The following is a 23,635-nucleotide window of genomic DNA, read 5'->3' as shown; positions in this document are numbered from 1 at the left end:
CGCCGAAAAAGAAATAATCGGATTATTATTACACAAAACTAACTGAATGGATATACAGTATATAAAGTGATATTAGACGGTAATGTAAACATGCCCTTTTGAGACAGAAAAAGCTCGGCAATGTTCACAACATGAGAAATTCATCAAGTTCATATTCAAATTTTAGTGCACGTGGTAAACTTATTCGCTTATGATTTCAAAAAATTTACTTTCGCAGGAGTACCGCACATGGCGAGCAGAGGCGTAAACAAAGTTATTCTTATCGGTAATTTAGGGCAGGATCCAGAAATCCGTTATATGCCAAGTGGTGGTGCAGTAGCAAACCTAACATTGGCAACTTCAGAAAGCTGGCGCGATAAACAAACCGGTGAAATGAAAGAAAAAACCGAGTGGCACCGTGTGGTAATTTTCGGCAAATTAGCGGAAATTGCAGGCGAATATCTGCGTAAAGGCTCACAAGTTTATATCGAAGGTCAATTACAAACTCGTAAATGGCAAGACCAAGGTGGTCAAGACAGATATAGCACTGAAGTGGTAGTAAATATCGGTGGCACCATGCAGATGTTAGGTAGCGGCGGTCGTGGTCAAGACAGCGCACCTTCACAAGGTGGTCAAGGCGGTTGGGGTCAACCACAACAGCCACAAGCATCACAACAATTTAGCGGTGGCGCGCAATCTCGCCCAGCTCAACAACCAGCAGCACCTGCTCAAAGCAATGAGCCACCTATCGACTTTGATGATGATATTCCGTTCTGAGATTGACCTTAGAACAAAATGTAAAGAATTTACGAATATCCCCCTGTTAAAACAGGGGGTTTTTGTTTCTAATGCCGGAAGAAAGTGTCTTGTATAAATTGGTGATTTTTAACATGTAGTGTACCTTGTAATTATGTAATGTTTATGGGTTGTGGGCGCATGGAAAAGAACTACAGAGTTACAACATTTGTGATGGATAGTGGCGAGCGCTACTGCATGGTGGTGGATCGTGCTACTGGCCTTCCCATGTATTACCCAACTTTGTTTTTAACAACCCAAATCCGCAATAGAGGCAATGCTTTCTCAACAAAGCTAGCTGCTGCTAACAACCTAGTCTTGTTGTTACGCTTTCTAGAGAGCCGTGACATTAACCTTGAACAGCGGTTTTTGACCAAGGATTTCTTCAAGCCACATGAGCTGGACGATCTGCGAGATTTTGCTCAGCGCAAGCAAGGCAGGATGCCATCAAAAGCGTTCTCCAACCCTTGGCTGGATGATGAGTTGACTAATATCGTGGATAACGGAACACAACATTCCCGCTTAACAACGTTTGCCAACTATTTACGCTGGTATGCGATGCATATCTTAAAGATGTCTGAGCTGGACGTTGTTGAACAGATCAATGCAATGGCGGAGCAGATAAAGATGCGCCGGCCGTCTAAACAGGGCAGAAACGGCGATTTGCAAGATAAGTCATTGAGTGATGTTCAATTAGATGCGTTATTTGAACTCATCCAGCCTAGATCAGCGTCGAACCCTTTTTCAATAGATGTCCAGCGTCGCAATCGGCTGATGATCTTGCTTCTGTTTTATCTTGGTATTCGAGGTGGCGAATTGTTAAACATCAGAATACAGGATATCGACTTTAGCACTAACAGGATTCATATCGTGAGGCGAGCAGATGAACGAGCTGACTCGAGAACTAATGAGCCTAATACTAAAACTCGAGATCGGCTATTACCGTTGGCTGAGTCCTTAGTTCAAGAACTGCATGGTTATATCACCCAAGATCGTCGTAATGTCCGAAATGCGAAGAAAAATGACTACCTGTTTGTGACTTACAAGCGTGGGCCAACTGTGGGAAACCCTATCTCCAAGGCGGGGTATCATAAAATATTTTCCGTGGTCAGAGCCGTCTCGCCGCAATTGTATGCTGCATCAGGACACTCGCTCCGTCACACTTGGAATCGTAAGTTTTCAGAGCGAATGGATGCCATGGATGAGCAAGTCAGCGAGGAACGCCAAGAGCAAGTCCGCTCGTACTTAATGGGCTGGAGGGAGAGCTCAGGAACCGCAGCGACTTACAACAAGCGTTTCATTCAGCAAAAAGGGTTTGAGGCCGCGTTGGCATTACAAAAAGCTAACGGTACTCGCTTGCCTGAGGACTTGAAGAATGATGACGAATAACATCTTACCAGCATTAGTTCCCGAGCGAATCCCGGCAAGGGCGAACGGGTACTATTTTATGCAGCATGATCAAAAATGGCGGTTAGATAAAAACACCACTATTCCGGTTGGATTGCTACATGGGCTTCTGGAATCAGAGTCTCTGAAGGGAGCTCTTTATACACTGTCATTCTATGCAAGGAACATGTCTGCTGGTTACACGCATAGTATTTTCTGGTGTTTCTTAGCAATGATTCGAGCAACTAAAGCTACTTGCATCGACGATATCATGTTGATTGGCTACAGGTCTTCTTTGGATGCGGCTTATGAATATCGGTTAGGTGTTGTTAGCACCTTCCTGCGACAGTGGCACAGGCTGGGCTATCCCGGTGTTAGCAAGAACGTGGCGTGTTTGCTGAAGGGGTGGAGGTTAAAAGGGGGGCGTAAGGGGGATGTGGTTAAGCGATTGGATCCTCTAGAGGGGCCGTTGACGGATAATGAACTTCAAGCGTTTAACGAGGCGGTTGTGCGAGCTTATGAAAGGAGCATAATAACCATCGCTCAGTTGGCTATGGCTCTTAGCGTCAGTCATACGGGGCGTCGCTCAATCCAGATCTCGCAGCTGCGCGTGGTTGATATTGTCTGCGGAGAAAATGAAAAGGGTGAACCCTTCTATGTGTTGCATGTGCCGCGAGCGAAGCAACGTAACAGCTTTTTTCGCGAAAGCTTCAAGCCCTATGCGATGACTCTCGAACTATGGGCAGTCCTGAGTGCTCAGGCAAGGAATGCTGTTACTCTGGTTGAGAATCGTCTCGGGATTGAATTGCAGGAAGCTGACCGGCAGCAGATCCCTCTGTTTCCTGATCTTGATGTGCTAGCGACCATCAAATCCCCTTATGAATTTCGCCACCTGCTTGCCACTGACAAACTCCACATCGCCGCTTCAGTGATAACTAAAACACTCCATTTAATCGTAGAAGAATCAGATATCCGGTCAGAACGTACTGGTGATCTATTGCATATCAATGCTCGCCGCTTTCGGTATACCTCGGGCACACGGGCAGCCCGTGAAGGTTTTGGCGAGTTGGTAATAGCGGAACTGCTGGACCATACGGACACCCAAAACGCAGGTGTTTATATCAAGAATATACCCGAGCATGTGAAAAAGCTGGATGAGGCGGTTGGATTTCAATTGGCACCATACGCTCAGGTATTTGTCGGGGTACTTGTAGATTCAGAGAAGAATGCGCATCGAGGTGACGACCCAATCAGCCGTATTCGGACCGAAATGGGTCAAGGTGTTGGAACTTGTGGCGAACATGGCTTTTGTGGTGCCAATGTTCCTATTCCTTGCTACACCTGCATGCATTTTCAGCCATGGCTGGATGGCCCACATGAAGATGTCTATCAGGGCTTGCTTAATGAGCGTGAGCGGGTGAAAGAGATAACTGGCGACATCCAGATTGCTGCTGTGCTTGATCGTAGCATCATCGCGGTGGCAGATGTGATTATGCGTTGCGCTAAACGTCGTGAAGAGCTTGATAAAGAGGGATTAATTACCAATGGCTGAGATTTTCCAGTTCAAGCCAAAGGCTATTCTGACGGTAGCAGAAAACCTTGGAGCATTCATAGCCAAGTGCCGGGATCAACTGACTGTATTCGGATCCGAACTCAATTGGGATGCTCCTGTGTGGCCAAACATAACTGTGTTTGCCAAGTTGGGCGTTACTACTCGCAAACCAAAACCCCAAGAGGTGCAAGATCCAGAGTTCATCGATTTCGCTAAAGCTTATTTCCGTTACCAGCAGGGGCATCATCCCACGGGGACAAAAAATGAAAGTAAGGCCCTCCGAGCGGTTGAGGCGTCTTTGCTTCAAGTAAACGGGAGTGCAAATATTGATGGCCTGTCAATTACTGTGCTTGATGAAGCAGCTGAATTGGCAAGGCAGCACTACTCAGATGGCTCAGCATATAGTTGCGGCCGTGAGATTGAGCGGCTGGCTAAGTTTGTAGTTGAAAACCAGCTTGTACCAAACGCTATACAAGACTGGGTCAATCCAATTCAGCGTGCTAGTGATAAGAATAAAACAGGCAGAGAGGCTAAGAAAAATAGAGAGGAGAAACTGCCCTGTGATATTGCTCTCAATGCGCTGGCCGAAATTTTTGCCACTAATCCAATTAATGAGAGGGATATATTCACATCATCGGTGTTTGCGATGTTGATGTCAGCACCATCACGCATTACTGAAGTTTTGGCTCTACCTGTCGATTGTGAGGTATTTGAAACTGATCGCGAAGGTATAGAACGTTATGGCTGGCGTTTCTTTGCAGGGAAAGGCTATGAGGGTGATATCAAATGGATACCAACCGTGATGGCCGACATCGCTAAAACAGCCGTAGCTAGAGTTAGAGTGCTCTCTGAAAATGCCCGGCAGCTGGCTAAGTGGATAGAGAAACACCCGGATAAATTTTACCGCCATGCTAACTGCCCTGATGTTGCTGATGATGTGCCGTTGACGATGGTTCAGACTTGTATGGCGCTCGGTTTTGCACATGACTCTCAAAAGACGTGCAGGTCGTGTCTTGGTAGCCGGGGCTTAGCTAAGGAAGATGGTGTGCATACGCTAAATAGCCTGTGGCAACACACTATGGAACGTTTGCCAGAAGGCTTCCCGTGGTTTGATAAAGACAAGGGGATTAAGTATAGCAATGCCTTGTTTGCACTGAATGTTAATCAGTTCCACGGAAACCGAGGATGCCTTCCGGTTGAATTACATAAGCCAATCAATAACTTTTTTAACAATGATCTGGCTCCTCGCGAGGCTCTGGATGGAAAACATGCCAGTATCTTTGATCGTCATGGTTATCGTACTGAAAATGGAGAACGGGTCAAATTGACCTCGCATCAGGCTAGACACCTGCTCAACACCATTGCCCAGCGTGGAGGACTGTCAAACTTGGAAATTGCCAAGTGGTCTGGACGGGCAGACGTGAAGCAGAATCGAACCTACAACCACATGACTGAATACGAACTGGTTGGCATGGCTGAACGCCTTGACCCCACGAAAGCGCTATTTGGGCCTGTCGGCGTGGTGGCAAAGCATCTACCCGTGACTATGCAGGAGTTCAATACATTAGAGCATGCCGCAGTCCATGTAACGGAGTATGGCTACTGCGTGCATGATTACACCATGAGTCCTTGCGAAAAGTTCCGAGATTGCGTTAATTGTACCGAGCAGGTTTGTATCAAAGGCGATGATACTGAAAAGTTTGATCGGATTAAAAAGCGTCTGGTGAAGTCAGAGCGACTGTTTTTGCTTGCTGAAACAGCGGTGAAAAGCGGCGAGATGGGTGCTGATCGCTGGTATCAGTACCATAAAAAAACAGTTACACGACTTCGTGAACTAGTCGCTATTTTAGAGGATACAGATACTGAAAAAGGTGCCCAGATTAAGCTTCGGGGCAATGATTTTAGTCATCTTCGCCGCGTAGTTGAAAAGAAGTCCATTGAGACCATTGAGCAAAAAGGCAAAGAAAGTGAAGAAGCCGTGATGTTAGATGATTTGACAACTTTGTTAGGGGGTGGTTTTGGCTAAGCATCTTGATAACAGAGGCATTAATGCCATCGTAAACCTAATTAGAGGATGGCAGGAACCAAAACTGTCTTGGTCAGCGATCTGTGAGGCCGCGGAGCCTTTAGTTGGAAAGTTGCCTTCAAGGCAGTCCCTCAATGCACACGAGGCAATAGTTACTGCCTATAAAACAAAGAAAGAGGCGCTTAAAGGCAGGGGGCAAAAAAATCCACGACCAGCTAGTTTGAATATTGCAGCAGCCAGAATTGTGAATCTTGAAAGTGAAATTGAAGAGCTCAGGGAACAGAATCGGAAGTATAAACAGCAGTTTGTGATCTGGCAATACAATGCATACAAACATGGAATGACAGAACATCAACTTAATGCGCAGTTGACAAAAATTGACCGGGAACGTTCTGACGGTGAATATCGATGATAATCTCGGTAGTGAAATTATCCGTAAAATTTTATAAGGGGGATTGAAAATGATTGACCAGTCTTTTTCAGCGAGAAATTTTAGAATAATTTACGACCTGGATAGGAAAAATAAAGGTTCTTTAGAGGTTGAATACTTTCCTGACGCCTATAAAGTCAGTAAGAAAATTACAAAGTTAAAAGGTTTTATTTATTGGTTGGCAAGAAGGCAGAGAAGTGGTCAGATTAGCATGGATATATTTGAAGAAAGGAGGCGTATAATTAATGAGCACATTAAACTAAGAAAAGAACAATATAATATTGAAGTGAATAGTAAGTTGAGTGTTATTGCAAATAGTGTCAGTGCAAAAGGGTACACTTTACCTTTGATTTTATTGCCAAACCAAGTAAAGAATAAAAGTGTATATTCAATTGGGAATACAGTTGAAGCATTATTTGTATCTCGGCAAATAAAACACATTTTGAGCTCATTATATACAATAAAATCAAATAATAGGGATTTGATCGTCAGTCGCCTGAGCGCTTTGGCTAAGGAAATGAGTCCAAAATATATAATTAGGGCGGATGTTGAAAGTTTTTATGAATCCATAAATCATAAGTCCTTATTGGAATTGTTGCATTCATCACCTCAATTATCTGTTCCACCACGCCGGGTGATTACTCAGTTAATTAGAGAATATCAGAATTTAACTGGGTTGGATAAAGGAGTGCCTCGTGGTGTAGGCATAAGTTCTTATTTGTCTGAGCTGTACATGAGCGTTGTAGATGATAAAATAAGGTCCTTGCCAGATGTTACTTATTATGAGCGATTTGTAGATGATTTAATAATAATTTTCTCGCCAAATAAGGGGGGGAATACATGTGACTATCTTCCCAAAATCACTAGCATTATAAATAATCGTGGATTGTGTCTTAATAATAAAACAGAAGAATTGGATTTGTTTACACAATCTAATAAGAACTTTGAGTATCTGGGCTATAAATTCCAACTGACAGCTGGAGGTTGTAGTATAAAGATGAGTTCTAATAAAGTTCAAAAGATTAGAAGTAGAATTGATAAAACATTTGACGAATATAATAAAAGTTTTAGTAAAACACCAAAGAGAGCAGCAAAAAATATTATACTCAGGATGAAATTCCTTACCGGAAACACTCGGCTTTATAATAGTAAGTCAAAAGCCTTTGTTGGCATATATTTTAGCAATAGATTCATAACTGATTTGTCTGATTTAAATGGATTGGATTTTTATTTGTCAAATAAAATAAATGGATTGCAAGATCAGAAACTAAAGAAGAAAATTAGTAGATTTTCATTTAATAAAGGTTTTGAAGATAAAATCTTCAGGAAGTTTAGCTTTATCGAATTTAGAGATATATCTAAGGGATGGTCACATGTCTAAAAAAGCGTTATCTATAAATTTTCCCATAGAGCGGGTAGTCCTTTCCGATTTTTTACCATATGAAGTACCTATTATTTTTTCAAACAGACATTTCTACAATTTTATTGTTAAGCATCAAATAAAACATGACGGATTGAATTTCATATGGTTGAAGAAAGATGGCTGTTTAAATAGTTTAATTCTACTTTTATTAGGTCTGGAACAGGATACTGCAACTTTCGATAAAGTTGTCAAGGGCATTAGTTATACTATAACAAATATCAAATATGCTAAACTGCCTAGCATTGCCTTTACTTTTCCAATTTCGCATAAACATAAAGAATACAGATATTTGTCTCTGATGCATCCTAAGAGTCAGTTATTAGGTGTTGATTTCTATAAAAATTACAAAGATTTGATAACATACTATTCTAATGTTAGTCCATTTAGTCTTAGATCAGCAAAAAGGGTCGCTGGTTGTACTTACATTGATTCAAAGTCTCTTATTGAAAGTTTTGAAAAAGAAGACTTAAGTATTGAGGTTGAAGGTCAGGATTATGAAAATTTAAAATCTTTTTTTGTTTATAAGAAATACCGAAATATTTTTGAGTTTTATGAGTCTGAAGATCATCATTGGTGTGAAAAGCGTTTTAATTTCCTCTCTAAATTAGATGTGTCGAATTGTTTTGATTCAATTTACACCCATTCAATTTCATGGGCTGTTTTGCAAAAAAATTATGCAAAGCAACAGTTAAGTAAAACGCAATCGACATTCCCATTTAAATTTGATCAATTAATGCAGAGGTCTAACTATAATGAAACAAATGGAATAATAATTGGGCCGGAGTTATCGAGAATTTTTGCCGAGATAATAATGCAGTCAGTGGATAACAATATCATCAATGATCTTAATAAAGATGGTTTAGTTCTTGGGGAGGATTATCAAGTATATCGCTATGTCGATGACTTCTTCATTTTTTATAATGATGATGATGTGTTTAATAAGGTAAAAATAAGCGCTCAGAAAAATCTAAAAACTTATAAGCTAAGTTTAAATAAATATAAAGAGGAGAAGTTTTCTCGCCCAATAATAACGTCAATAACTATTGCCAAGAAAAAAATAGCGAATTTGATATCGGAGAGAATATCTTATAATATTACGGATGATGGTTCTTTAAACGAAGATTCCAAGAAAGGTAATGTCTACATACATCAAAATAGCTTATCTACCGACTTTAAATCTATACTTTCTGTTTCAGGAATAACATATTCTGATATCTTAAACTATTCATTGTCTATAATTGAAAGGAAGATTAAGAAGCTTTTTAAAGATTTTAAAAAACTTCAAAAAGATGAAGGTGGTGATCGCCAACTAATTAATGCGATCGTATCTGTGGTTAATTTTACATATTTTATATATGCAGTTGCTCCTAAAGTAAATAGCACCATAAAATTATGCAGAATAATTCAGCAAGTAATTATGTTTGTTAGAGATCAGAAACTAGGCGAGGAATATCAACACGTTGTATTTAAATGTGTATTCGATAATTCCTGCTCTATTTTAGATAAGTATTCTGTTGATAAAACAACGCCTATCGAAACATTGTATTTATTAGTGCTAATGAGGCAGCTTGGTAAATATTACTGGTTAGGTGAAAAAAGCTTAATGAAGTATTTTAGTATTGACTGTGATGGTGGTGTTTATTCATTTGATGAAAATTTAAATTACTTCTCTATTACTTCCTTGATTTTTTACATGAGTGACAAAAAAAGATTTGATGGCGTCAGGAAGCATCTTTTGCTTCATATTGAAAATATTTATAGCATGAAGGTTGACACTCTTTTAAGTGAGTCTGAACTAGTTCACTTAACGTTGGATCTAGTTGTTTGCCCATACATACCAGTTTCTTTTAAAAAGGCTCTTCTTTCACGTTATGGTATTGAAGAATCGTATGTGAAAAGAATCATATCATTAAATAAATATTGGTTTACCAAATGGAATGACTTTGATTTTGCGAAGGAACTGGACGCGAAACTTAGCAACGCTGTATACTAAGAGGAAGCGCATCAGGCATCCTTAATGGCTGTTTGCAGCCGCACACACCAGCGCTAACAGGCATGATTGCCCTATGCATGGGGATCGTGTTTGGAAAGATTCGTCTGAGCCTTTCCGTTGAGGTAGCCCCCTACTACAGAGCTTTTGGCCTATGTAGTAGGGGGTTGTCGAGACTAAGGTGACTTAGGTACCATTCTTTCCAGCTTGAATACACATCGGATTAGATACACCAGTCAAAACTAGCTTGGCAATTCTCTTAAAAACTTAATGTTAACTAATCATTATACCATGAGTTTTCACGGAGTTCTGGAATGTTTTCACCATGGTTGATTATCACAAATATAATAAGAACATGAACAAGGCGTTCGGTGAAATTTCCCTACAACTCTCGGTGTATTAATCAACGGGGCGTAGGTAACCAACAGAAAATCCACAGCGATAAAAGTAAAGCAGGGCATCTACCCGGCTTTACTTTTTCATACATAATCTTCAATTTTTTTATATCGTTACCAGTAAAAAATTTGCGGAAAACTGTCAGGCAACCACAGCAAACTTTCTGGGTCTTGGCCATCTATTACTAGATAGATATTTTGCCGGTCGTTTGCTCTACGCCTTTTGGTGGTATACATGCGGTTCCACCACGCTGGCGACTTGTTGTAAAAAGCTCGCATGCTGGGGTAGCGGTCATACTGCTTAAGATTATGCGCTTTTGGAGTGCCGTCAGGATTACGGTCCTTTCGAGTGTTAAAGGTGCTCATTTCAGTCCTCATAAGTAAAATACTTACAAGGTGTCGAGTACATTTATATCCTTCTTTTTAATTATCATTTTATCTTCAATCATAATACCTGTATCAGTTTATGCAGATCCTTAGCATGATTCACGGTTCACTTGCTAGGGAAATCAATGGCCCTCAATTCAAGTTCAATTAGTTCCGCTTCGGTATCGTAAAACACATCTGGCGCGTTTTCTACCAGTTCAAACTATAACTCACTATTGCGGCTGAGCTTGTTGGCTTCCAGCGTTTTGCCACAGGGTTGGTCCATAGCTTACCGGTCGAGGTTTAGAGGCAGACGGCAATCTTCCGAAAACAGAATTGCTCCATTCAAACTGGATTCTTGACTAAACATCGGCATAGTAGTTGTAGGCAATAGTGTAATGTTTAACGGTCATAATTATGAATATTTTACTAAAAAACTTACAATTATGTTTTTTTATAGGTGGATAGGCACTTCAATTCATTGAGATATATTAAATTAATATTTATTTAGTTTTAGGCTTACACTTATCAGGTAAGCAGAACCATTCTAATTGGAATATATAAAACAGACATAAAAAATTAACCCAGCCTAGGCTGGGTTTTTTGTGGTTTGTTCTAACCGAATTTATCATGTAAACCTGTTTTTTCCCATGTAAACCACCTTGCTTTACATATGAGAAAAACACTTTATATGATGATAAATAAACTTTTTTTTACTGTGTATAACTAATTCATTGAGCTGAGCACGAGTCTCTAGATGCTGATATCTTAAGCCCTGCATATTATCTGGCGTTAAAGGTGTTACACCTTCTGGTTCATCAATTATTTTAAGCAAATATCCTCCTTAATATTTTTTCCAAATAATCCGACCACCAGAGGCAATAATTTCTTTTTTTGCTTGCTCAAGTAGATGCTCTTGAGCTTTTTTATCAATAGACTGTGCTTCTAAAAACATATTTTGAGCATTGCTATCTAAGCTTTGAATCGCAATTTCTGTCACTCTATCTTCAATAATTTCTTCTACAGGCTTTTTAGGGACTAAAGCATAAGTGAAATCGCAATTTAGTTGTTCAGCAAGTGATTTCAATTGGTTAAGCGTGATATCACCCTCTATCTCTCTACGTTCAAGGATAGATATTCTATTTCGGCTTGAATCTAGTTTCTCCGCCAATTGAGCACCAGACATATCAAGTGCTTTACGAATAGTTCTTACCCACCCTTCTTTAGGCGTACGTGGTAACTTGCAACCAAGAAAGGAATTAGCGATGGCTTGATATTGTTTTATAACTATATGTTTTACAATATTTTTATCATTTGTAGTTTTGAAGAAATTCATTATTACCTTCTCCTTTCATAGCGAGTTAACAACCATTAATGTATCTTAAATAAGATACATTAAATAATAGAGTGTATTTAAAAATAGATACACTCAACTTAAATGCGTCATCAAAATCAGATACAAATACTTACTTTTATCTCAATGAAATCGTCATCAGAAAGGCATTACAGGAAATTAAATTAGCAAAGTTATTTTCACAAAACCCCACTTTCCACAAAGGTTTACTCTTGGAAAATATGGTAGGATCACTGTTATTAATAACGTCTGAGAGCATCTTATCCCCATGAATGAAGAGAAATTGCTCGCTCAGGCAGAAAAGATCTGCCAGAAACGAGGTGTCCGCCTGACGTCACAACGTCTGGCAGTATTGCGTCTTATAGTGCAGCAACCTAGTGCTATCAGCGCTTATGATTTGCTAGATTTACTCAGACAAGTTGAACCGCAAGCTAAACCACCTACGGTTTATCGTGGATTAGAGTTTTTATTAGAACAGGGATTTATCCATAAGATAGAATCCACCAATAGTTATGTGCTTTGTCATCATTTCGATGATATAGAACACACTTCAGTGATGCTGATTTGTGATCGCTGTTTATCTGTTACAGAAAAAAACAGCCATCATATTGAAAATGCCATTGAGATATTGGCAAAAGAGAGTGGCTTCCATTTGCGCCATAGCGTAATTGAGATCCACGGCTTATGTTCACAATGCCAAGAAGCCCAAAAGTGTACACATCCTGAAGGTTGTCATCATGACCATAGTATGGATGAGAATCTCAAGCAGAGAAAAACCGGCGACTATAAGCCTCGTTGAGCTTATAAAATACAAAAAGCCAGCTAATTGCTGGCTAATATGTGTTGTACTTTTTAATTCTTATCTCAGCTAATGAATAAGCTTTACTTTATTCACGCTTACCAATAGCAATAACTAAAATAACGACTTCTGAATCAATAATTTGGTAAAGCAATCGAAAACCAGATGCTCGTAATTTAATCTTATAACAACCCGAGAGATCACCTTTTAAGCGAGCAGACTCTATATAAGGGTTTTCCTGTAATTTTTTTAATTTCTTTTTAAATTGTTCTTTAATGCTTTGATCGAGTTTCTGCCATTCTTTTAATGCACGCTTATCAAACTCAATATTAAAGATCATCAATATTTACTCTTATACGTTTACATGGTTTCTTCAAACGTTCACGTACAACAGCTAAAATATCCTCATCTTCATCTTGTTCACCAACAACGACAGAAACTTCAGAGAAAGGTAACTTTTCATTTTCAGAAACATAACGTAGAAACAATCTTATAGCATCTGAAGGAGATAGGTTCATTTTTTCAAACACTTGATAAGCTTCTTTTTTAGCTCGTCGTCTACTCTAACTTGTATTGTTGTCATAAGCACCTCCGTAATTAAAACTCATCATATTGTAATGACATTTGTAGTGCGATGGTGTTTTTTCATACAAATTAGAAATAAAAAATGCAGATGATTTTGTGAATTATCACATCATCTGCATTCTATCGAAACGAATTATTCTGACTTACTTTGGTAAAACTTACAGCCATTCACCATTACGGATAACGCCAACCGCTAAACCTTCAACAGTAAAGCTTTGCTCACGTAAATCGACAATGATTGGTGAAAACTCAGGGTTTTCGGCATGAAGTTCAATTTTATTACCGCTTTTCTTAAAGCGTTTTACCGTTACTTCATCTTCGATGCGAGCAACAATAACTTGTCCGTTATGAACATCTTGAGTTTTATGTACAGCAAGTAAATCGCCATCCATAATACCGATATCTTTCATCGACATACCATTAACACGTAATAAAAAATCTGCACTCGGTTTAAATAATGCAGGATCAACTTGATAATGGCTTTCGATATGTTCTTGCGCTAAAAGTGGTTCACCAGCAGCAACTCGCCCAATTAATGGCAAGCCATCTGGCTCTTCTTCTAGTAGCAAACGGATACCTCTAGATGCACCAGAGATAATTTCTATCACGCCTTTACGAGCAAGAGCTTTTAAGTGCTCTTCTGCCGCATTTGGTGAGCGAAACCCAAGTTGGGAAGCTATTTCAGCCCGTGTTGGTGGCATACCCGTTTGCGAAATGTGATCACGAACCAAATCGTAAACCTGCTGCTGCCTTGCAGTTAATGCTTTCATTCCGCCCCCTGTTTGTTTATACAGTCAGACTGTGAGTATATACAGGTATATGCAGATTTGAAACCACAAATGAATATAAAACACTCATCTTTGGATTATTTTTGGGCTGAAACTGATTTTTTCATCGTTAAGAGAAGAAATGTCCCCAAAGAATAGTTCCCCAAGTAAATAATCCCAATATAATAGCAATGAGAACAGCGGCAGAGCCCATATCTTTAGCTCGACCTGATAGTTCATGGTGTTCTGGACCAATGCGGTCAACAACGGCTTCGATTGCGCTATTAACAAGTTCCAAAATTACCACCAGCACGACGGAACCGATGAGTAAAATGCGCTCTAGACCACTGACATCAATGAAGAATGCAAGGATAATTGCTACCAACATCACAATGGCTTCTTGTCTAAATGCAGCTTCATTGATCCATGCTGCACGAATGCCTTTGTATGAATAACCACCCGCTTTTATGATACGGGTAAAACCTTTATTTTGATTAGCCATAATAAACTCTATCGAAAACACACTATTATTTTGCCACTTTTCTCTATTAATATTGTCACAGCACCACAGATCTCAGAAAGACTTTCTGTTATGCTTTCAAAGTATTGCTAATAAGAGGCTACAACTATTTATGTCAGCTTGGCGTAAACTATATTATAACACATTGAATTTACCACTAAAATTACTGGTAAAAAGCAAACGAGTTCCGACTGATCCTATCACAGAATTAGGGTTAGATACGTCGCGATCTTTCCTTTATGTTCTGCCTTATCATTCTAAGGCTGACTTACTTACATTACGACAGCAATGTTTGTCTTTAGGCTTGCCTGATCCACTGCAACCTATCGAAATTAGTGGAACAAAATTGCCTGCCTATGTCTTTATCGACGATGGCCCAAGGCTCTTTCGCTATTACTCACCCGATCCGCGTAAAGACTCGGTAAAAACATTCCATGCATATCTCGATGCGCATCGCAATAACCCACATCTTGATATTGAGATGTTGCCAGTTTCTGTGATGTTTGGTCGATCTCCTGGTCGAGAAGGTCATAATGGCGTTCCTCACCTAAGATTGCTCAATGGGATCCAGAAATTTATGGCGATCCTATGGCTTGGTCGAGATAGCTTTGTTCGTTTCTCCCCCACAGTCTCAATGCGAGAGATGGCGAATGAACATGGCACAGATACCAGCATAGCGAGAAAACTCGCACGTGTTGCTCGTATTCATTTTTCTCGTCAACGCCTTGCAGCCGTGGGTCCTAAACTGCCAGCACGCCAAGATCTCTTTAATAAGCTATTGGCATCAAAAGCCATTGAAAAAGCCATTGAAGATGAATCAAAAGCGAAAAAAATCTCGCTGGATAAAGCTCGCAAAAATGCCACGGATATTATGGAAGAAATTGCAGCCAACTTCTCTTACGAAGCTGTGCGCATTAGCGACCGTGTATTAAGTTGGACATGGAATAAACTCTATCAAGGTATTAACGTTTACAATGCTGAACGTGTTCGCCAATTGGCGCAAGATGGACATGAAATTGTCTATGTACCTTGTCACCGTAGTCATATGGATTATCTGCTGCTTTCCTATGTGCTTTATCACCAAGGATTAGTGCCACCACATATTGCTGCGGGTATTAACTTGAATTTCTGGCCAGCAGGTCCGATATTCCGCCGCTTAGGTGCCTTCTTTATACGAAGAACCTTTAAAGGTAATAAGTTATATTCCACCATTTTCCGCGAATATTTAGGTGAGTTATTCTCTCGTGGATACTCTATTGAATACTTTGTTGAAGGTGGTCGTTCACGAACTGGTCGATTGTTAGATCCTAAAACAGGAACACTTTCAATGACAGTTCAAGCCATGTTACGTGGTGAAACCCGCCCTATTTCTGTCGTGCCTATTTATATTGGTTATGAACACGTGATGGAAGTGGCAACTTATGCCAAAGAGTTACGTGGTGCGACCAAAGAGAAAGAAGGCTTTATGCAGATGATCAAAGGTCTGCGTAAACTACGTAATCTGGGTCAAGGTTATGTTAACTTTGGTGAGCCTATTTCTGTTGCACAATACCTAAATCAGGTCGTGCCACAATGGCGTGATGATATTGATCCTATCGAGCCACAGCGCCCAAGCTGGTTAAACCCAGCGGTAAGCTCATTGGCTGATAACATTATGGTAAATATTAACAACGCAGCGTCTATTAATGCGATTAACCTCGTTTCAACAGCACTGCTTGCATCTCGTCAGCGCGCACTCACCAGAGAACAACTGTTAGAGCAAGTCGATAGTTATCTTCAACTATTGCGCAACGTTCCTTATTCAACCGATATGATTGTCTCTGATAAGAGTGCAGAAGCGTTATTAGAACACGCACTGCAATCAGATAAATTCCAAGTGGAAAAAGACAGTCTAGGTGATATTGTGGTACTTCCTCGTGAAAGCGCAGTATTAATGACTTACTATCGTAATAATACAATTCACTTGATGATAACCCCATCGTTGATTGCCAGTATTATTCTGCACCACGAACGCATTCATCGTGATGATTTAATGCAACAGGTTGAGTTAATCTTCCCTCTTATTAAAGCGGAGTTATTTATCCGTTATGAAAAAGAAGAACTCCCTGAAGTGATTAACACACTGATTGCCGAGTTATGTCGTCAGCGTCTTATTTGTTGTGATAGTGATGGTTTATTACGTATCAATCCAGCACGTATTCGTCCATTACAACTGCTTGCTGCAAGCGTAAGAGAAACCTTACAACGCTATGGCATTACACTCTCTTTACTGAACTTCGCACCAGAAATTAGTCGTTCATTACTAGAAAAAGAGAGTCGTATTTTGGCACAGCGTCTTTCCGTGTTGCATGGTATTAATGCGCCTGAGTTCTTTGATAAGGCAGTGTTCTCAACATTAGTTTCAACGCTACGTGAAGAAGGCTATCTCAATGATAATGAAGATATCCTAAAAGCAGATGCTTCAGCACTTTACCAAGTGATTGCCAAATTGATGTCACCTGAAATTCGCCTAACCATTGAAAGTGTGGGAATTGCTGAAGATAACAACACAGTAACCCCTGAAGATAAAGAGATTACTAAGCAAGCTGATGAGTGATCATTTATTGTTTAGATAATTGATATTGTCTACAACATCAATCTTATGAAAAACAAAAGGGATAAGCCATGGCTTATCCCTTTTTAATTTTACAATACGCTAATATTTAACAGAAAAATCATCTTAGAAATAGCTAAATACAATACCCGCAAATAGAACAAAACCAACATAGTTATTATTCATAAAAGCTTGAAAACAAGGGGCGCGTTCACGTTCTGCAATAAGTTTCTGTTGATAAATAAACAGTGCTGTAACCAATAAAAGTGACCAATAATAGATACCTTTTAGGTTTAAAATAATACCAATAGCCACTAATAACGCCAACATCACCAATTGCAAACTACCAATAATTATTTTGTCGTAACGACCAAATAAAATCGCGGTAGATTTTACGCCTATTTTTAAATCATCATTGCGGTCAACCATGGCATATTGCGTATCATAAACTACCGACCAAATAATATTGATTAAAAATAGCAACCAACACACAAAGGGTAGGCTTTCAGAAACAGCAGCAAAACCCATTGGAATTGACCAACCAAATGCCATACCTAAAATAAGTTGTGGCAGATTACTGAATCTTTTTACAAACGGGTAAAACCACGCAAGTGCCAACCCAGCAACCGATAACCAAATTGTCATCGTGTTTAATGTTAGAACTAATCCAAATGAGAAAAGAACCAGAACAAGAAAAATGATTTTGCTCTCTTTTTCGGTTACGGCTCCACTAGGTAAGGGTCTGTTTTTAGTTCGTTCAACACTGCCGTCGATCTTTCTGTCAGCAAAGTCGTTTATTACACACCCAGCGGCACGCATAGAGAACACACCAATAGTAAATACAATCAGGATATGCCAATCAGGAAAGCCTTTAGCGGCAATCCATAAAGCCCAATAAGTTGGCCAAAGTAATAATAGCGCTCCGATAGGCTTATCTATACGCATTAAACGGCTATATGCCTGCCATTTATTGTGCGTCATACTTCCCTCCACTTTTTAGCTCCCCCTAACTACTTTTCATACACTGGTGATGCAGGTAAAAACACCTCGGTTAATAATAAAGGTTTATCTGAAAGCTGGAAACGAGAACGACGTAACCAATAGTCATTTTGTTGCCCGATATAAATAAAATCACGGCTTAAGGTTGTTTCCTGAAACAGATAGCGCCCTAGAGGGACTGTTCTTAAATTCACAAGTTTACGGTCTTCACCTGTTAGTGTCTCTTCTGGTACTAAAGTACGTCCTAATAACCAAGGTACATCATCACCACACAACACCACTTCTCTTAACCAATAGCGCTGACTCTGAGGTAAACAGGCTTTTTCATCGTCAGGTTCAATAATATCGATAAATCCCTCTTGATAAGGCATTACCGTAACTTTTTGGCAATGCTGCTCAAAACGTCGTGTCATTGACCCTAATTCCATTAACCAACTTAATGTCTCTTGTTCGACATTAGATTGTTCCTCATTTGATAACCAATGGATAGGTGCATGGGTAATTATTGAATTTTTGAACATTATTTCATCATCAAGTGTTGATTGACCTAACTTTGTGAATCATTATGCCTTAAGGATATCATGATGTGACTATCGGAAGTTAAAAGCTGATAACATTTCGCATAAATAACCTAAAAAATCGTTAAGAAAGAAAAGTTATCAAATCACACCCGGCAAGAAAAAAAGGAGGTCATATAAACCTCCTTCTATCTAACCTATTACATATATTCGGTTTATTTTATCAACGCCATGCTTTATAGCGATTAATTAGGTTATTTGTTGAGCTATCATGGCTGTTAACACTTTCCTTACCTTTTAATTCAGGAAGAATACGGTTAGCTAATTGTTTACCTAACTCAACACCCCATTGGTCAAAGGTGAAAATATTAAAAATCACTCCCTGAACAAAAATCTTATGCTCATACATAGCAATTAATGCACCCAGTGAATAAGGCGTAATTTCTTTGAGCAAAATAGAGTTTGTTGGGCGATTTCCTTCAAAAACTTTAAAGGGTGCAACATAACCCATGGTTGCGGGATCTTTTCCTGCAGCGGCAAATTCTGCATCAACTTGTTCACGCGTTTTACCAAAAGCTAACGCTTCTGTTTGTGCAAAAAAGTTAGACATTAACTTAGCATGGTGATCACTTAATGGGTTATGGCTAATCGCAGGCGCAATAAAATCACAAGGGATCATTTTGGTTCCTTGATGAATTAATTGATAAAACGCATGCTGACCATTTGTCCCTGGCTCACCCCAAATAATAGGACCCGTTTGATAGTTAACCTCATTACCATCGCGATCAATATACTTACCATTTGATTCCATATTTCCTTGTTGGAAATAAGCAGCAAAACGATGCATGTATTGATCGTATGGCAGAATCGCTTCAGTTTCTGTGCCAAAAAAATTGTTATACCAAATGCCAATCAGGGCAAGGATCATAGGGAGGTTATTTTCTGCTGCTGTCGTTTGGAAATGGTTATCCATTGCATGAGCACCTTCGAGCAATTGCTCAAAATTATCATAACCAACAGAAAGTGCGATAGATAAACCGATAGCCGACCATAATGAATAACGACCGCCGACCCAATCCCAAAACTCAAACATATTGGCAGTATCAATACCAAATTTTTCAACTTCAGTGCTGTTAGTGGATAACGCAACAAAGTGTTTGGCAACAAAAGCGCTCTCTTTTGCTGATGCTAAAAACCAATCTCTGGCAGAGTGTGCATTTGTCATGGTCTCTTGCGTCGTAAAGGTTTTAGAGGCAATCAAGAAAAGTGTTGTTTCAGGGTCACATTTTTTCAGCGTTTCAGCGATATGTGTACCATCAACGTTAGAAACAAAATGCATGGTGAGATGATTTTTATACGGACGTAGTGCTTCTGTTACCATATAAGGGCCTAAATCAGAACCACCAATACCAATATTGACCACATCGGTAATTGTTTTACCTGTATAGCCTTTCCATTCACCACTGATAATGCGCTGACTGAATTTTTTCATTTTATTCAGTACTGCATTAACTTCTGGCATCACATCTTTGCCATCAACAATAACTGGGGTATTGCTACGATTACGTAATGCAGTGTGCAACACAGCACGATCTTCAGTGCGGTTAATTTTTTCACCAGCAAACATGCTTTTTATCGCACCAGCAACATCACATTCCTTAGCCAAAGCCTGCAATTTTTCTAATGTTTCTTTCGTAATACGGTTTTTTGAGAAATCCACTAGAATTTGGTCTGAAAACGTTCTAGAAAAACTCTCAAAGCGTGATGTATCCTGAGAGAACAACGTTTTCATTTCAGTGTTTTTGATCACTAAAAAATGGTCTTCTAATGCCTTCCATGCCAAGGTATGAGTTGGGTTTACATTTTTCATTCACAATACTCTCTTAAGGTTTCAATCTAATATCATCAGATTGTAGCCTGACATTTTGATAATTACGGTCAATTCTTTCTCATTTAATGATATTGGTCAAAAGCATTCAGCAATTCTAGTATTAATTACTAACATAGGTAAAAACGATAATAATCGAGTGATTATTAATTAAATTGATTATTCTTCACTCTGCATTGACTCTCTACCTAATAACCGATATTCCTAATTGTGTTCAATATCTCATTTTTGCCTAAAGGAATACGACAATGGCTGATAATACTGCAACTACCTCACTCCCTTCATCTTCATATACTATTGCGAAATTTGGTGGCACCAGTGTTGCCAATTTTGCTGCGATGGAAAAATGTGCAGATATTATCCTGAAACAAAAGTCAGTTCGTGTCGTGGTTCTTTCTGCTTCAGCGGGCATTACCAATTTGCTGATTGAACTCGCCGCAGGGGCTGAACCTTCACAACGAGAAATATTACTCAAACAAGTACGTGATATTGAGTATGCCATCATCAACCAACTATCTCAGCCTGAAATTATCTCTCAAGAAATAAATCGACTACTTGAGAATATTGAGATGTTGTCAGAAGCGGCGGCATTAGCTACTTCCGATGCATTGACTGATGAACTAGTGAGTCATGGCGAAGTAATGTCAACGCTATTATTTGTTGAGTTACTGCGTGAAAAAGGCGTACAAGCGGACTGGTTTGATGTTAGAAAAGTAATGAAAACAAATGATCTATTCTGCCATGCTGAACCTGATATGGCACAGCTCACCGAACTCACACAAAACCTTATTCAGCCGCGTTTAGAAGAAACGGTGATTGTAACACAAGGTTTTATTGGTCAAGAGCCGAAAGGCAGAACCACAACCCTAGGTCGTGGAGGTAGCGACTATACTGCAGCATTAATTGGCGAGGCATTAGGTGTTTCCCGAGTTGATATTTGGACGGATGTACCGGGCATTTACAGTACCGACCCAAGAATAGTGCCAGCAGCACATCGTATTAATCAAATTGCCTTTGATGAAGCTGCCGAAATGGCAACCTTTGGTGCTAAGATTTTGCACCCAGCCACATTACTACCCGCAGTACGTAGTGGCATTCCTGTTTTTGTCGGTTCAAGTAAAGCCCCTGAAGAAGGGGGGACATTAGTTTGCGCGCAAACAGAAAATCCACCCGTTTTCCGTGCTATTGCACTACGTAGAAAACAGACTTTATTAACACTACATAGCTTAAAAATGCTCCATGCTCGTGGTTTTTTAGCTGAGATCTTTACTATTTTATCGCGCCATCATATTTCGGTTGATGTAATTACAACCTCTGAAGTGAGTATTGCTTTAACGCTCGATACAACCGGTACAACGAGTTCTTCAGGCAGCTTATTAACTAATGCGTTATTAACTGAGCTTTCAGCGCTTTGCCGTGTTGAAGTTGAAGACGATTTAGCCTTAGTCGCTGTGATTGGTAATGATTTATCGCAAGTAAATGGTTTAGGGGTGAAAATCTTTGGTGCATTAGAAAATTACAATATTCGCATGATCACTCATGGGGCAAGTACTCACAATTTATGCTTATTAGTTGATGGCAAAGATGCGGATAATATTGTGAAAAAACTGCATGAAACCTTGTTTTAAATAATCATCCTTTATAAGAGAGAGATAAATTTCATCTCTCTCAAAATTTAATCTTAATTAAATAAAAGACGCAAAATTTAAAGAACTTTATTAATTATTAATTACAATCCAATTTTATTAAATGGAGTAATTAAAATGAAAGTACATGATAATGTTTGTAATCTTATTAAAAATTATGCAGAAAAAATAACTTCCAGCAAAGCAGATTCTATTCTTAATAAAATAAGACATCAGCTTAACTTTATCGAGAATACAGTTCAAAATTATACAACAGCAGAAAAAAACACTATTTCTTTTTTAAAAAACATTGAGGTCAATAAATCCTTTTCTCATGATATAAAAAACAACACTTTATTAGATGAGAAATGTATTGAATCAATAATGAAAATAAATAACATGTGTAAAGATAAAAATATAACTGCGATAAAACATTATAACACTATGTTAAATAAACTTGAAAAAGAGCATATCAACAAAACAAGCCAACAGAGTGAAGTAAATACAAAAGAAAATCTTATAGCAAGTAATGAAATGTTATTTAATAAGATAAAAGATGCTGGGGAGATATTAAAAATAGCAATCAGCAATCATTCAGTCTATTTCAACAATATAATAGAAAAAATCAACAACAAAAAAGATAATAACCTTCTTGAAAAAAAAGAAATATACAAAAATCACGAATCTAGCATTCTTAATAAAATCAATAGTTATGATATTAAAGACAAGAGTATAATGAACTCTGCCGAAATTAGAAAATATATAGAAGAAATTAAAATATATGACAAAAATCTAAATAAGTTTATTGATGATATGAAAAACACCACTCATAGATATAAAGAAGAATTAAGTTTACTTAATGATAGTCATTTAAAATTAACCGATGATAAATATCTAAATATGATAGGTTATCATCTAGATAAAATAAAAATAATGGCTTCGGAAATTAACTAAATTTTGTCTAATAGGCTTCTTTCTTAAAGAAGCCTATCTTCTATTTTTTAATAAACCCGATAACCGCCCCATTTCTTAGCAAACTGATTAAATTTGCCGAAATCAATTAAGGCAATTTCTAAAGAACGATGTGCTAAATGAGACATTTTCGCGATTTTTTCAACAAAAACACGGTTCTCTTCAAGTCGTTTAGCTGTCAGTGTGGATGCGATAATTTCACACTCGTTAGAAGTGACAATCCAACCATCATTGGTAGTAAATTTATAAATTGGAATGCAACCTTCTTTGTCACTCTCTTTGGCTAATAACGTTTCTTCTTCTTTCATTGCTTGTTTAAATAACTGAATCTCTTCTTCAACAGGCAAGGGTGAGGTTGGTGTTTTATGATAAATATAGTTACCAACTTCTTCTATTCGAGCGGGTGTCATTTCTGCTTTCAACCAAATTTTATCAAAGCTTTGTTCATCAATAATGGCATCCGTATCTAAAGCACCCGTTAACTGCATCAGATTTAAAAAGGCATTAATGAGTACTTCGTTTAATGGATAAGTACCTTTAGCTAAGGCAGGGAAAGGAAACACAGTGCCAGCAGGTGGGGTTTGCTGAAGATATAACGTATAGCTCATCATAATATCCTTTTTTCTAATACAGACTCACAGCTTAAACAGGTTTAATCGCAACTGCCAGAGAA

Annotated in this window: 19 protein-coding genes and 1 pseudogene; 11 read left to right on the top strand and 9 right to left on the bottom strand. The window is 38.7% G+C overall.

Annotated elements, in window-relative coordinates:
* Positions 1-228 precede the first annotated feature (228 nt).
* From ssb1 to drt3b, 7 genes are all read left to right on the top strand, one after another.
* Positions 229-756, top strand: coding sequence for a single-stranded DNA-binding protein SSB1 (gene ssb1, locus ABN099_RS12415; RefSeq protein WP_349464121.1), 528 nt, complete (start codon positions 229-231; stop codon positions 754-756).
* Positions 757-915: 159 nt separating this feature from the next.
* Positions 916-2,163: a tyrosine-type recombinase/integrase gene (locus tag ABN099_RS12410; protein WP_349464120.1), complete on the top strand. Its 1,248-nt coding sequence runs from the start codon at positions 916-918 to the stop codon at positions 2,161-2,163.
* Complete coding sequence (locus tag ABN099_RS12405; RefSeq protein ID WP_349464119.1) at positions 2,150-3,712, top strand: site-specific integrase; 1,563 nt, start codon at positions 2,150-2,152, stop codon at positions 3,710-3,712. Before ABN099_RS12410 ends, ABN099_RS12405 begins: the two co-directional genes overlap by 14 nt.
* Positions 3,705-5,738: an integrase gene (locus ABN099_RS12400; protein ID WP_349464118.1), complete on the top strand. Its 2,034-nt coding sequence runs from the start codon at positions 3,705-3,707 to the stop codon at positions 5,736-5,738. Before ABN099_RS12405 ends, ABN099_RS12400 begins: the two co-directional genes overlap by 8 nt.
* Positions 5,731-6,150, top strand: a complete 420-nt coding sequence (locus tag ABN099_RS12395; protein WP_349464117.1) for a hypothetical protein — start codon at positions 5,731-5,733, stop codon at positions 6,148-6,150. Before ABN099_RS12400 ends, ABN099_RS12395 begins: the two co-directional genes overlap by 8 nt.
* A gap of 49 nt (positions 6,151-6,199) precedes the next feature.
* Positions 6,200-7,549 (top strand): antiviral reverse transcriptase Drt3a, encoded by a 1,350-nt coding sequence (drt3a, locus tag ABN099_RS12390; RefSeq protein WP_349464116.1) that lies wholly within the window; start codon positions 6,200-6,202, stop codon positions 7,547-7,549.
* Complete coding sequence (gene drt3b / locus ABN099_RS12385; protein WP_349464115.1) at positions 7,542-9,584, top strand: antiviral reverse transcriptase Drt3b; 2,043 nt, start codon at positions 7,542-7,544, stop codon at positions 9,582-9,584. Before drt3a ends, drt3b begins: the two co-directional genes overlap by 8 nt.
* Before the next feature lie 1,602 nt (positions 9,585-11,186).
* On the opposite strand, the gene ABN099_RS12380 is transcribed toward drt3b, so the two are convergent.
* Positions 11,187-11,678, bottom strand: a complete 492-nt coding sequence (locus tag ABN099_RS12380) for a mobile mystery protein A (RefSeq protein WP_349464114.1) — start codon at positions 11,676-11,678, stop codon at positions 11,187-11,189.
* Positions 11,679-11,964: 286 nt separating this feature from the next.
* Here ABN099_RS12380 and zur point away from each other — a divergent pair, with 286 nt between their 5' ends.
* Positions 11,965-12,495, top strand: coding sequence for a zinc uptake transcriptional repressor Zur (zur, locus tag ABN099_RS12375; RefSeq protein WP_349464113.1), 531 nt, complete (start codon positions 11,965-11,967; stop codon positions 12,493-12,495).
* A gap of 88 nt (positions 12,496-12,583) precedes the next feature.
* On the opposite strand, the gene ABN099_RS12370 is transcribed toward zur, so the two are convergent.
* The 4 genes and pseudogenes from ABN099_RS12370 to ABN099_RS12355 all read right to left on the bottom strand — a co-directional run bounded on the left by ABN099_RS12370 (position 12,584) and on the right by ABN099_RS12355 (position 14,349).
* The gene (locus ABN099_RS12370) at positions 12,584-12,835 is read right to left on the bottom strand and encodes a type II toxin-antitoxin system RelE family toxin (RefSeq protein ID WP_349464112.1); all 252 of its coding nucleotides are present in this window, start codon (positions 12,833-12,835) and stop codon (positions 12,584-12,586) included.
* Positions 12,825-13,078 (bottom strand): annotated as a pseudogene (locus ABN099_RS12365) (type II toxin-antitoxin system RelB/DinJ family antitoxin). The gene ABN099_RS12370 and the pseudogene ABN099_RS12365 overlap by 11 nt, the downstream one beginning before the upstream one ends.
* 160 nt (positions 13,079-13,238) lie before the next feature.
* Positions 13,239-13,850: a transcriptional repressor LexA gene (gene lexA, locus ABN099_RS12360; protein ID WP_064721284.1), complete on the bottom strand. Its 612-nt coding sequence runs from the start codon at positions 13,848-13,850 to the stop codon at positions 13,239-13,241.
* Positions 13,851-13,977: 127 nt separating this feature from the next.
* On the bottom strand, positions 13,978-14,349 hold the full coding sequence (locus ABN099_RS12355; protein ID WP_349464111.1) for a diacylglycerol kinase: 372 nt from the start codon (positions 14,347-14,349) through the stop codon (positions 13,978-13,980).
* 130 nt (positions 14,350-14,479) lie between these two features.
* Here ABN099_RS12355 and plsB point away from each other — a divergent pair, with 130 nt between their 5' ends.
* The gene (plsB, locus tag ABN099_RS12350) at positions 14,480-16,963 is read left to right on the top strand and encodes a glycerol-3-phosphate 1-O-acyltransferase PlsB (RefSeq protein ID WP_349464110.1); all 2,484 of its coding nucleotides are present in this window, start codon (positions 14,480-14,482) and stop codon (positions 16,961-16,963) included.
* A 123-nt stretch (positions 16,964-17,086) separates the two neighbouring features.
* Here the strand turns inward: plsB and ubiA are convergent, their stop codons facing one another.
* The 3 genes from ubiA to pgi all read right to left on the bottom strand — a co-directional run bounded on the left by ubiA (position 17,087) and on the right by pgi (position 20,347).
* On the bottom strand, positions 17,087-17,941 hold the full coding sequence (gene ubiA, locus ABN099_RS12345; protein ID WP_349464109.1) for a 4-hydroxybenzoate octaprenyltransferase: 855 nt from the start codon (positions 17,939-17,941) through the stop codon (positions 17,087-17,089).
* A 29-nt stretch (positions 17,942-17,970) separates the two neighbouring features.
* On the bottom strand, positions 17,971-18,480 hold the full coding sequence (gene ubiC / locus ABN099_RS12340; protein ID WP_349464108.1) for a chorismate lyase: 510 nt from the start codon (positions 18,478-18,480) through the stop codon (positions 17,971-17,973).
* A 220-nt stretch (positions 18,481-18,700) separates the two neighbouring features.
* Positions 18,701-20,347 (bottom strand): glucose-6-phosphate isomerase, encoded by a 1,647-nt coding sequence (gene pgi, locus ABN099_RS12335; protein ID WP_349464107.1) that lies wholly within the window; start codon positions 20,345-20,347, stop codon positions 18,701-18,703.
* Positions 20,348-20,613: 266 nt separating this feature from the next.
* Between pgi and lysC the strand changes: the two genes are divergently transcribed.
* Together lysC and ABN099_RS12325 are read left to right on the top strand one after the other, a co-directional pair.
* Positions 20,614-21,993 carry a lysine-sensitive aspartokinase 3 gene (lysC, locus tag ABN099_RS12330; RefSeq protein WP_349464106.1) on the top strand — a complete coding sequence of 460 codons (1,380 nt, stop codon included), beginning with the start codon at positions 20,614-20,616 and terminating at the stop codon, positions 21,991-21,993.
* A gap of 135 nt (positions 21,994-22,128) precedes the next feature.
* Complete coding sequence (locus ABN099_RS12325; RefSeq protein ID WP_349464104.1) at positions 22,129-22,944, top strand: hypothetical protein; 816 nt, start codon at positions 22,129-22,131, stop codon at positions 22,942-22,944.
* A 47-nt stretch (positions 22,945-22,991) separates the two neighbouring features.
* Here the strand turns inward: ABN099_RS12325 and ABN099_RS12320 are convergent, their stop codons facing one another.
* Positions 22,992-23,573 (bottom strand): hypothetical protein, encoded by a 582-nt coding sequence (locus ABN099_RS12320; protein WP_349464103.1) that lies wholly within the window; start codon positions 23,571-23,573, stop codon positions 22,992-22,994.
* Between the last annotated feature and the right edge of the window lie 62 nt (positions 23,574-23,635).

The sequence above is a fragment of the Proteus hauseri genome (assembly GCF_040139125.1).
In the GTDB taxonomy this organism is placed as follows: Bacteria; Pseudomonadota; Gammaproteobacteria; order Enterobacterales; family Enterobacteriaceae; genus Proteus; species Proteus hauseri_B.
This window is presented reverse-complemented; position numbering and strand designations above follow the sequence as displayed.

Bases quoted from the DNA above. Each gene is read 5' to 3' on its own strand.
- ssb1 (WP_349464121.1), top strand. From the start codon at position 229: ATGGCGAGCAGAGGCGTAAACAAAGTTATTCTTATCGGTAATTTAGGG.
- ABN099_RS12410 (WP_349464120.1), top strand. From the start codon at position 916: ATGGAAAAGAACTACAGAGTTACAACATTTGTGATGGATAGTGGCGAG.
- ABN099_RS12405 (WP_349464119.1), top strand. From the start codon at position 2,150: ATGATGACGAATAACATCTTACCAGCATTAGTTCCCGAGCGAATCCCG.
- ABN099_RS12400 (WP_349464118.1), top strand. From the start codon at position 3,705: ATGGCTGAGATTTTCCAGTTCAAGCCAAAGGCTATTCTGACGGTAGCA.
- drt3a (WP_349464116.1), top strand. From the start codon at position 6,200: ATGATTGACCAGTCTTTTTCAGCGAGAAATTTTAGAATAATTTACGAC.
- drt3b (WP_349464115.1), top strand. From the start codon at position 7,542: ATGTCTAAAAAAGCGTTATCTATAAATTTTCCCATAGAGCGGGTAGTC.
- ABN099_RS12380 (WP_349464114.1), bottom strand. From the start codon at position 11,678: ATGAATTTCTTCAAAACTACAAATGATAAAAATATTGTAAAACATATA.
- zur (WP_349464113.1), top strand. From the start codon at position 11,965: ATGAATGAAGAGAAATTGCTCGCTCAGGCAGAAAAGATCTGCCAGAAA.
- ABN099_RS12370 (WP_349464112.1), bottom strand. From the start codon at position 12,835: ATGATCTTTAATATTGAGTTTGATAAGCGTGCATTAAAAGAATGGCAG.
- lexA (WP_064721284.1), bottom strand. From the start codon at position 13,850: ATGAAAGCATTAACTGCAAGGCAGCAGCAGGTTTACGATTTGGTTCGT.
- ABN099_RS12355 (WP_349464111.1), bottom strand. From the start codon at position 14,349: ATGGCTAATCAAAATAAAGGTTTTACCCGTATCATAAAAGCGGGTGGT.
- plsB (WP_349464110.1), top strand. From the start codon at position 14,480: ATGTCAGCTTGGCGTAAACTATATTATAACACATTGAATTTACCACTA.
- ubiA (WP_349464109.1), bottom strand. From the start codon at position 17,941: ATGACGCACAATAAATGGCAGGCATATAGCCGTTTAATGCGTATAGAT.
- ubiC (WP_349464108.1), bottom strand. From the start codon at position 18,480: ATGTTCAAAAATTCAATAATTACCCATGCACCTATCCATTGGTTATCA.
- pgi (WP_349464107.1), bottom strand. From the start codon at position 20,347: ATGAAAAATGTAAACCCAACTCATACCTTGGCATGGAAGGCATTAGAA.
- lysC (WP_349464106.1), top strand. From the start codon at position 20,614: ATGGCTGATAATACTGCAACTACCTCACTCCCTTCATCTTCATATACT.
- ABN099_RS12325 (WP_349464104.1), top strand. From the start codon at position 22,129: ATGAAAGTACATGATAATGTTTGTAATCTTATTAAAAATTATGCAGAA.
- ABN099_RS12320 (WP_349464103.1), bottom strand. From the start codon at position 23,573: ATGATGAGCTATACGTTATATCTTCAGCAAACCCCACCTGCTGGCACT.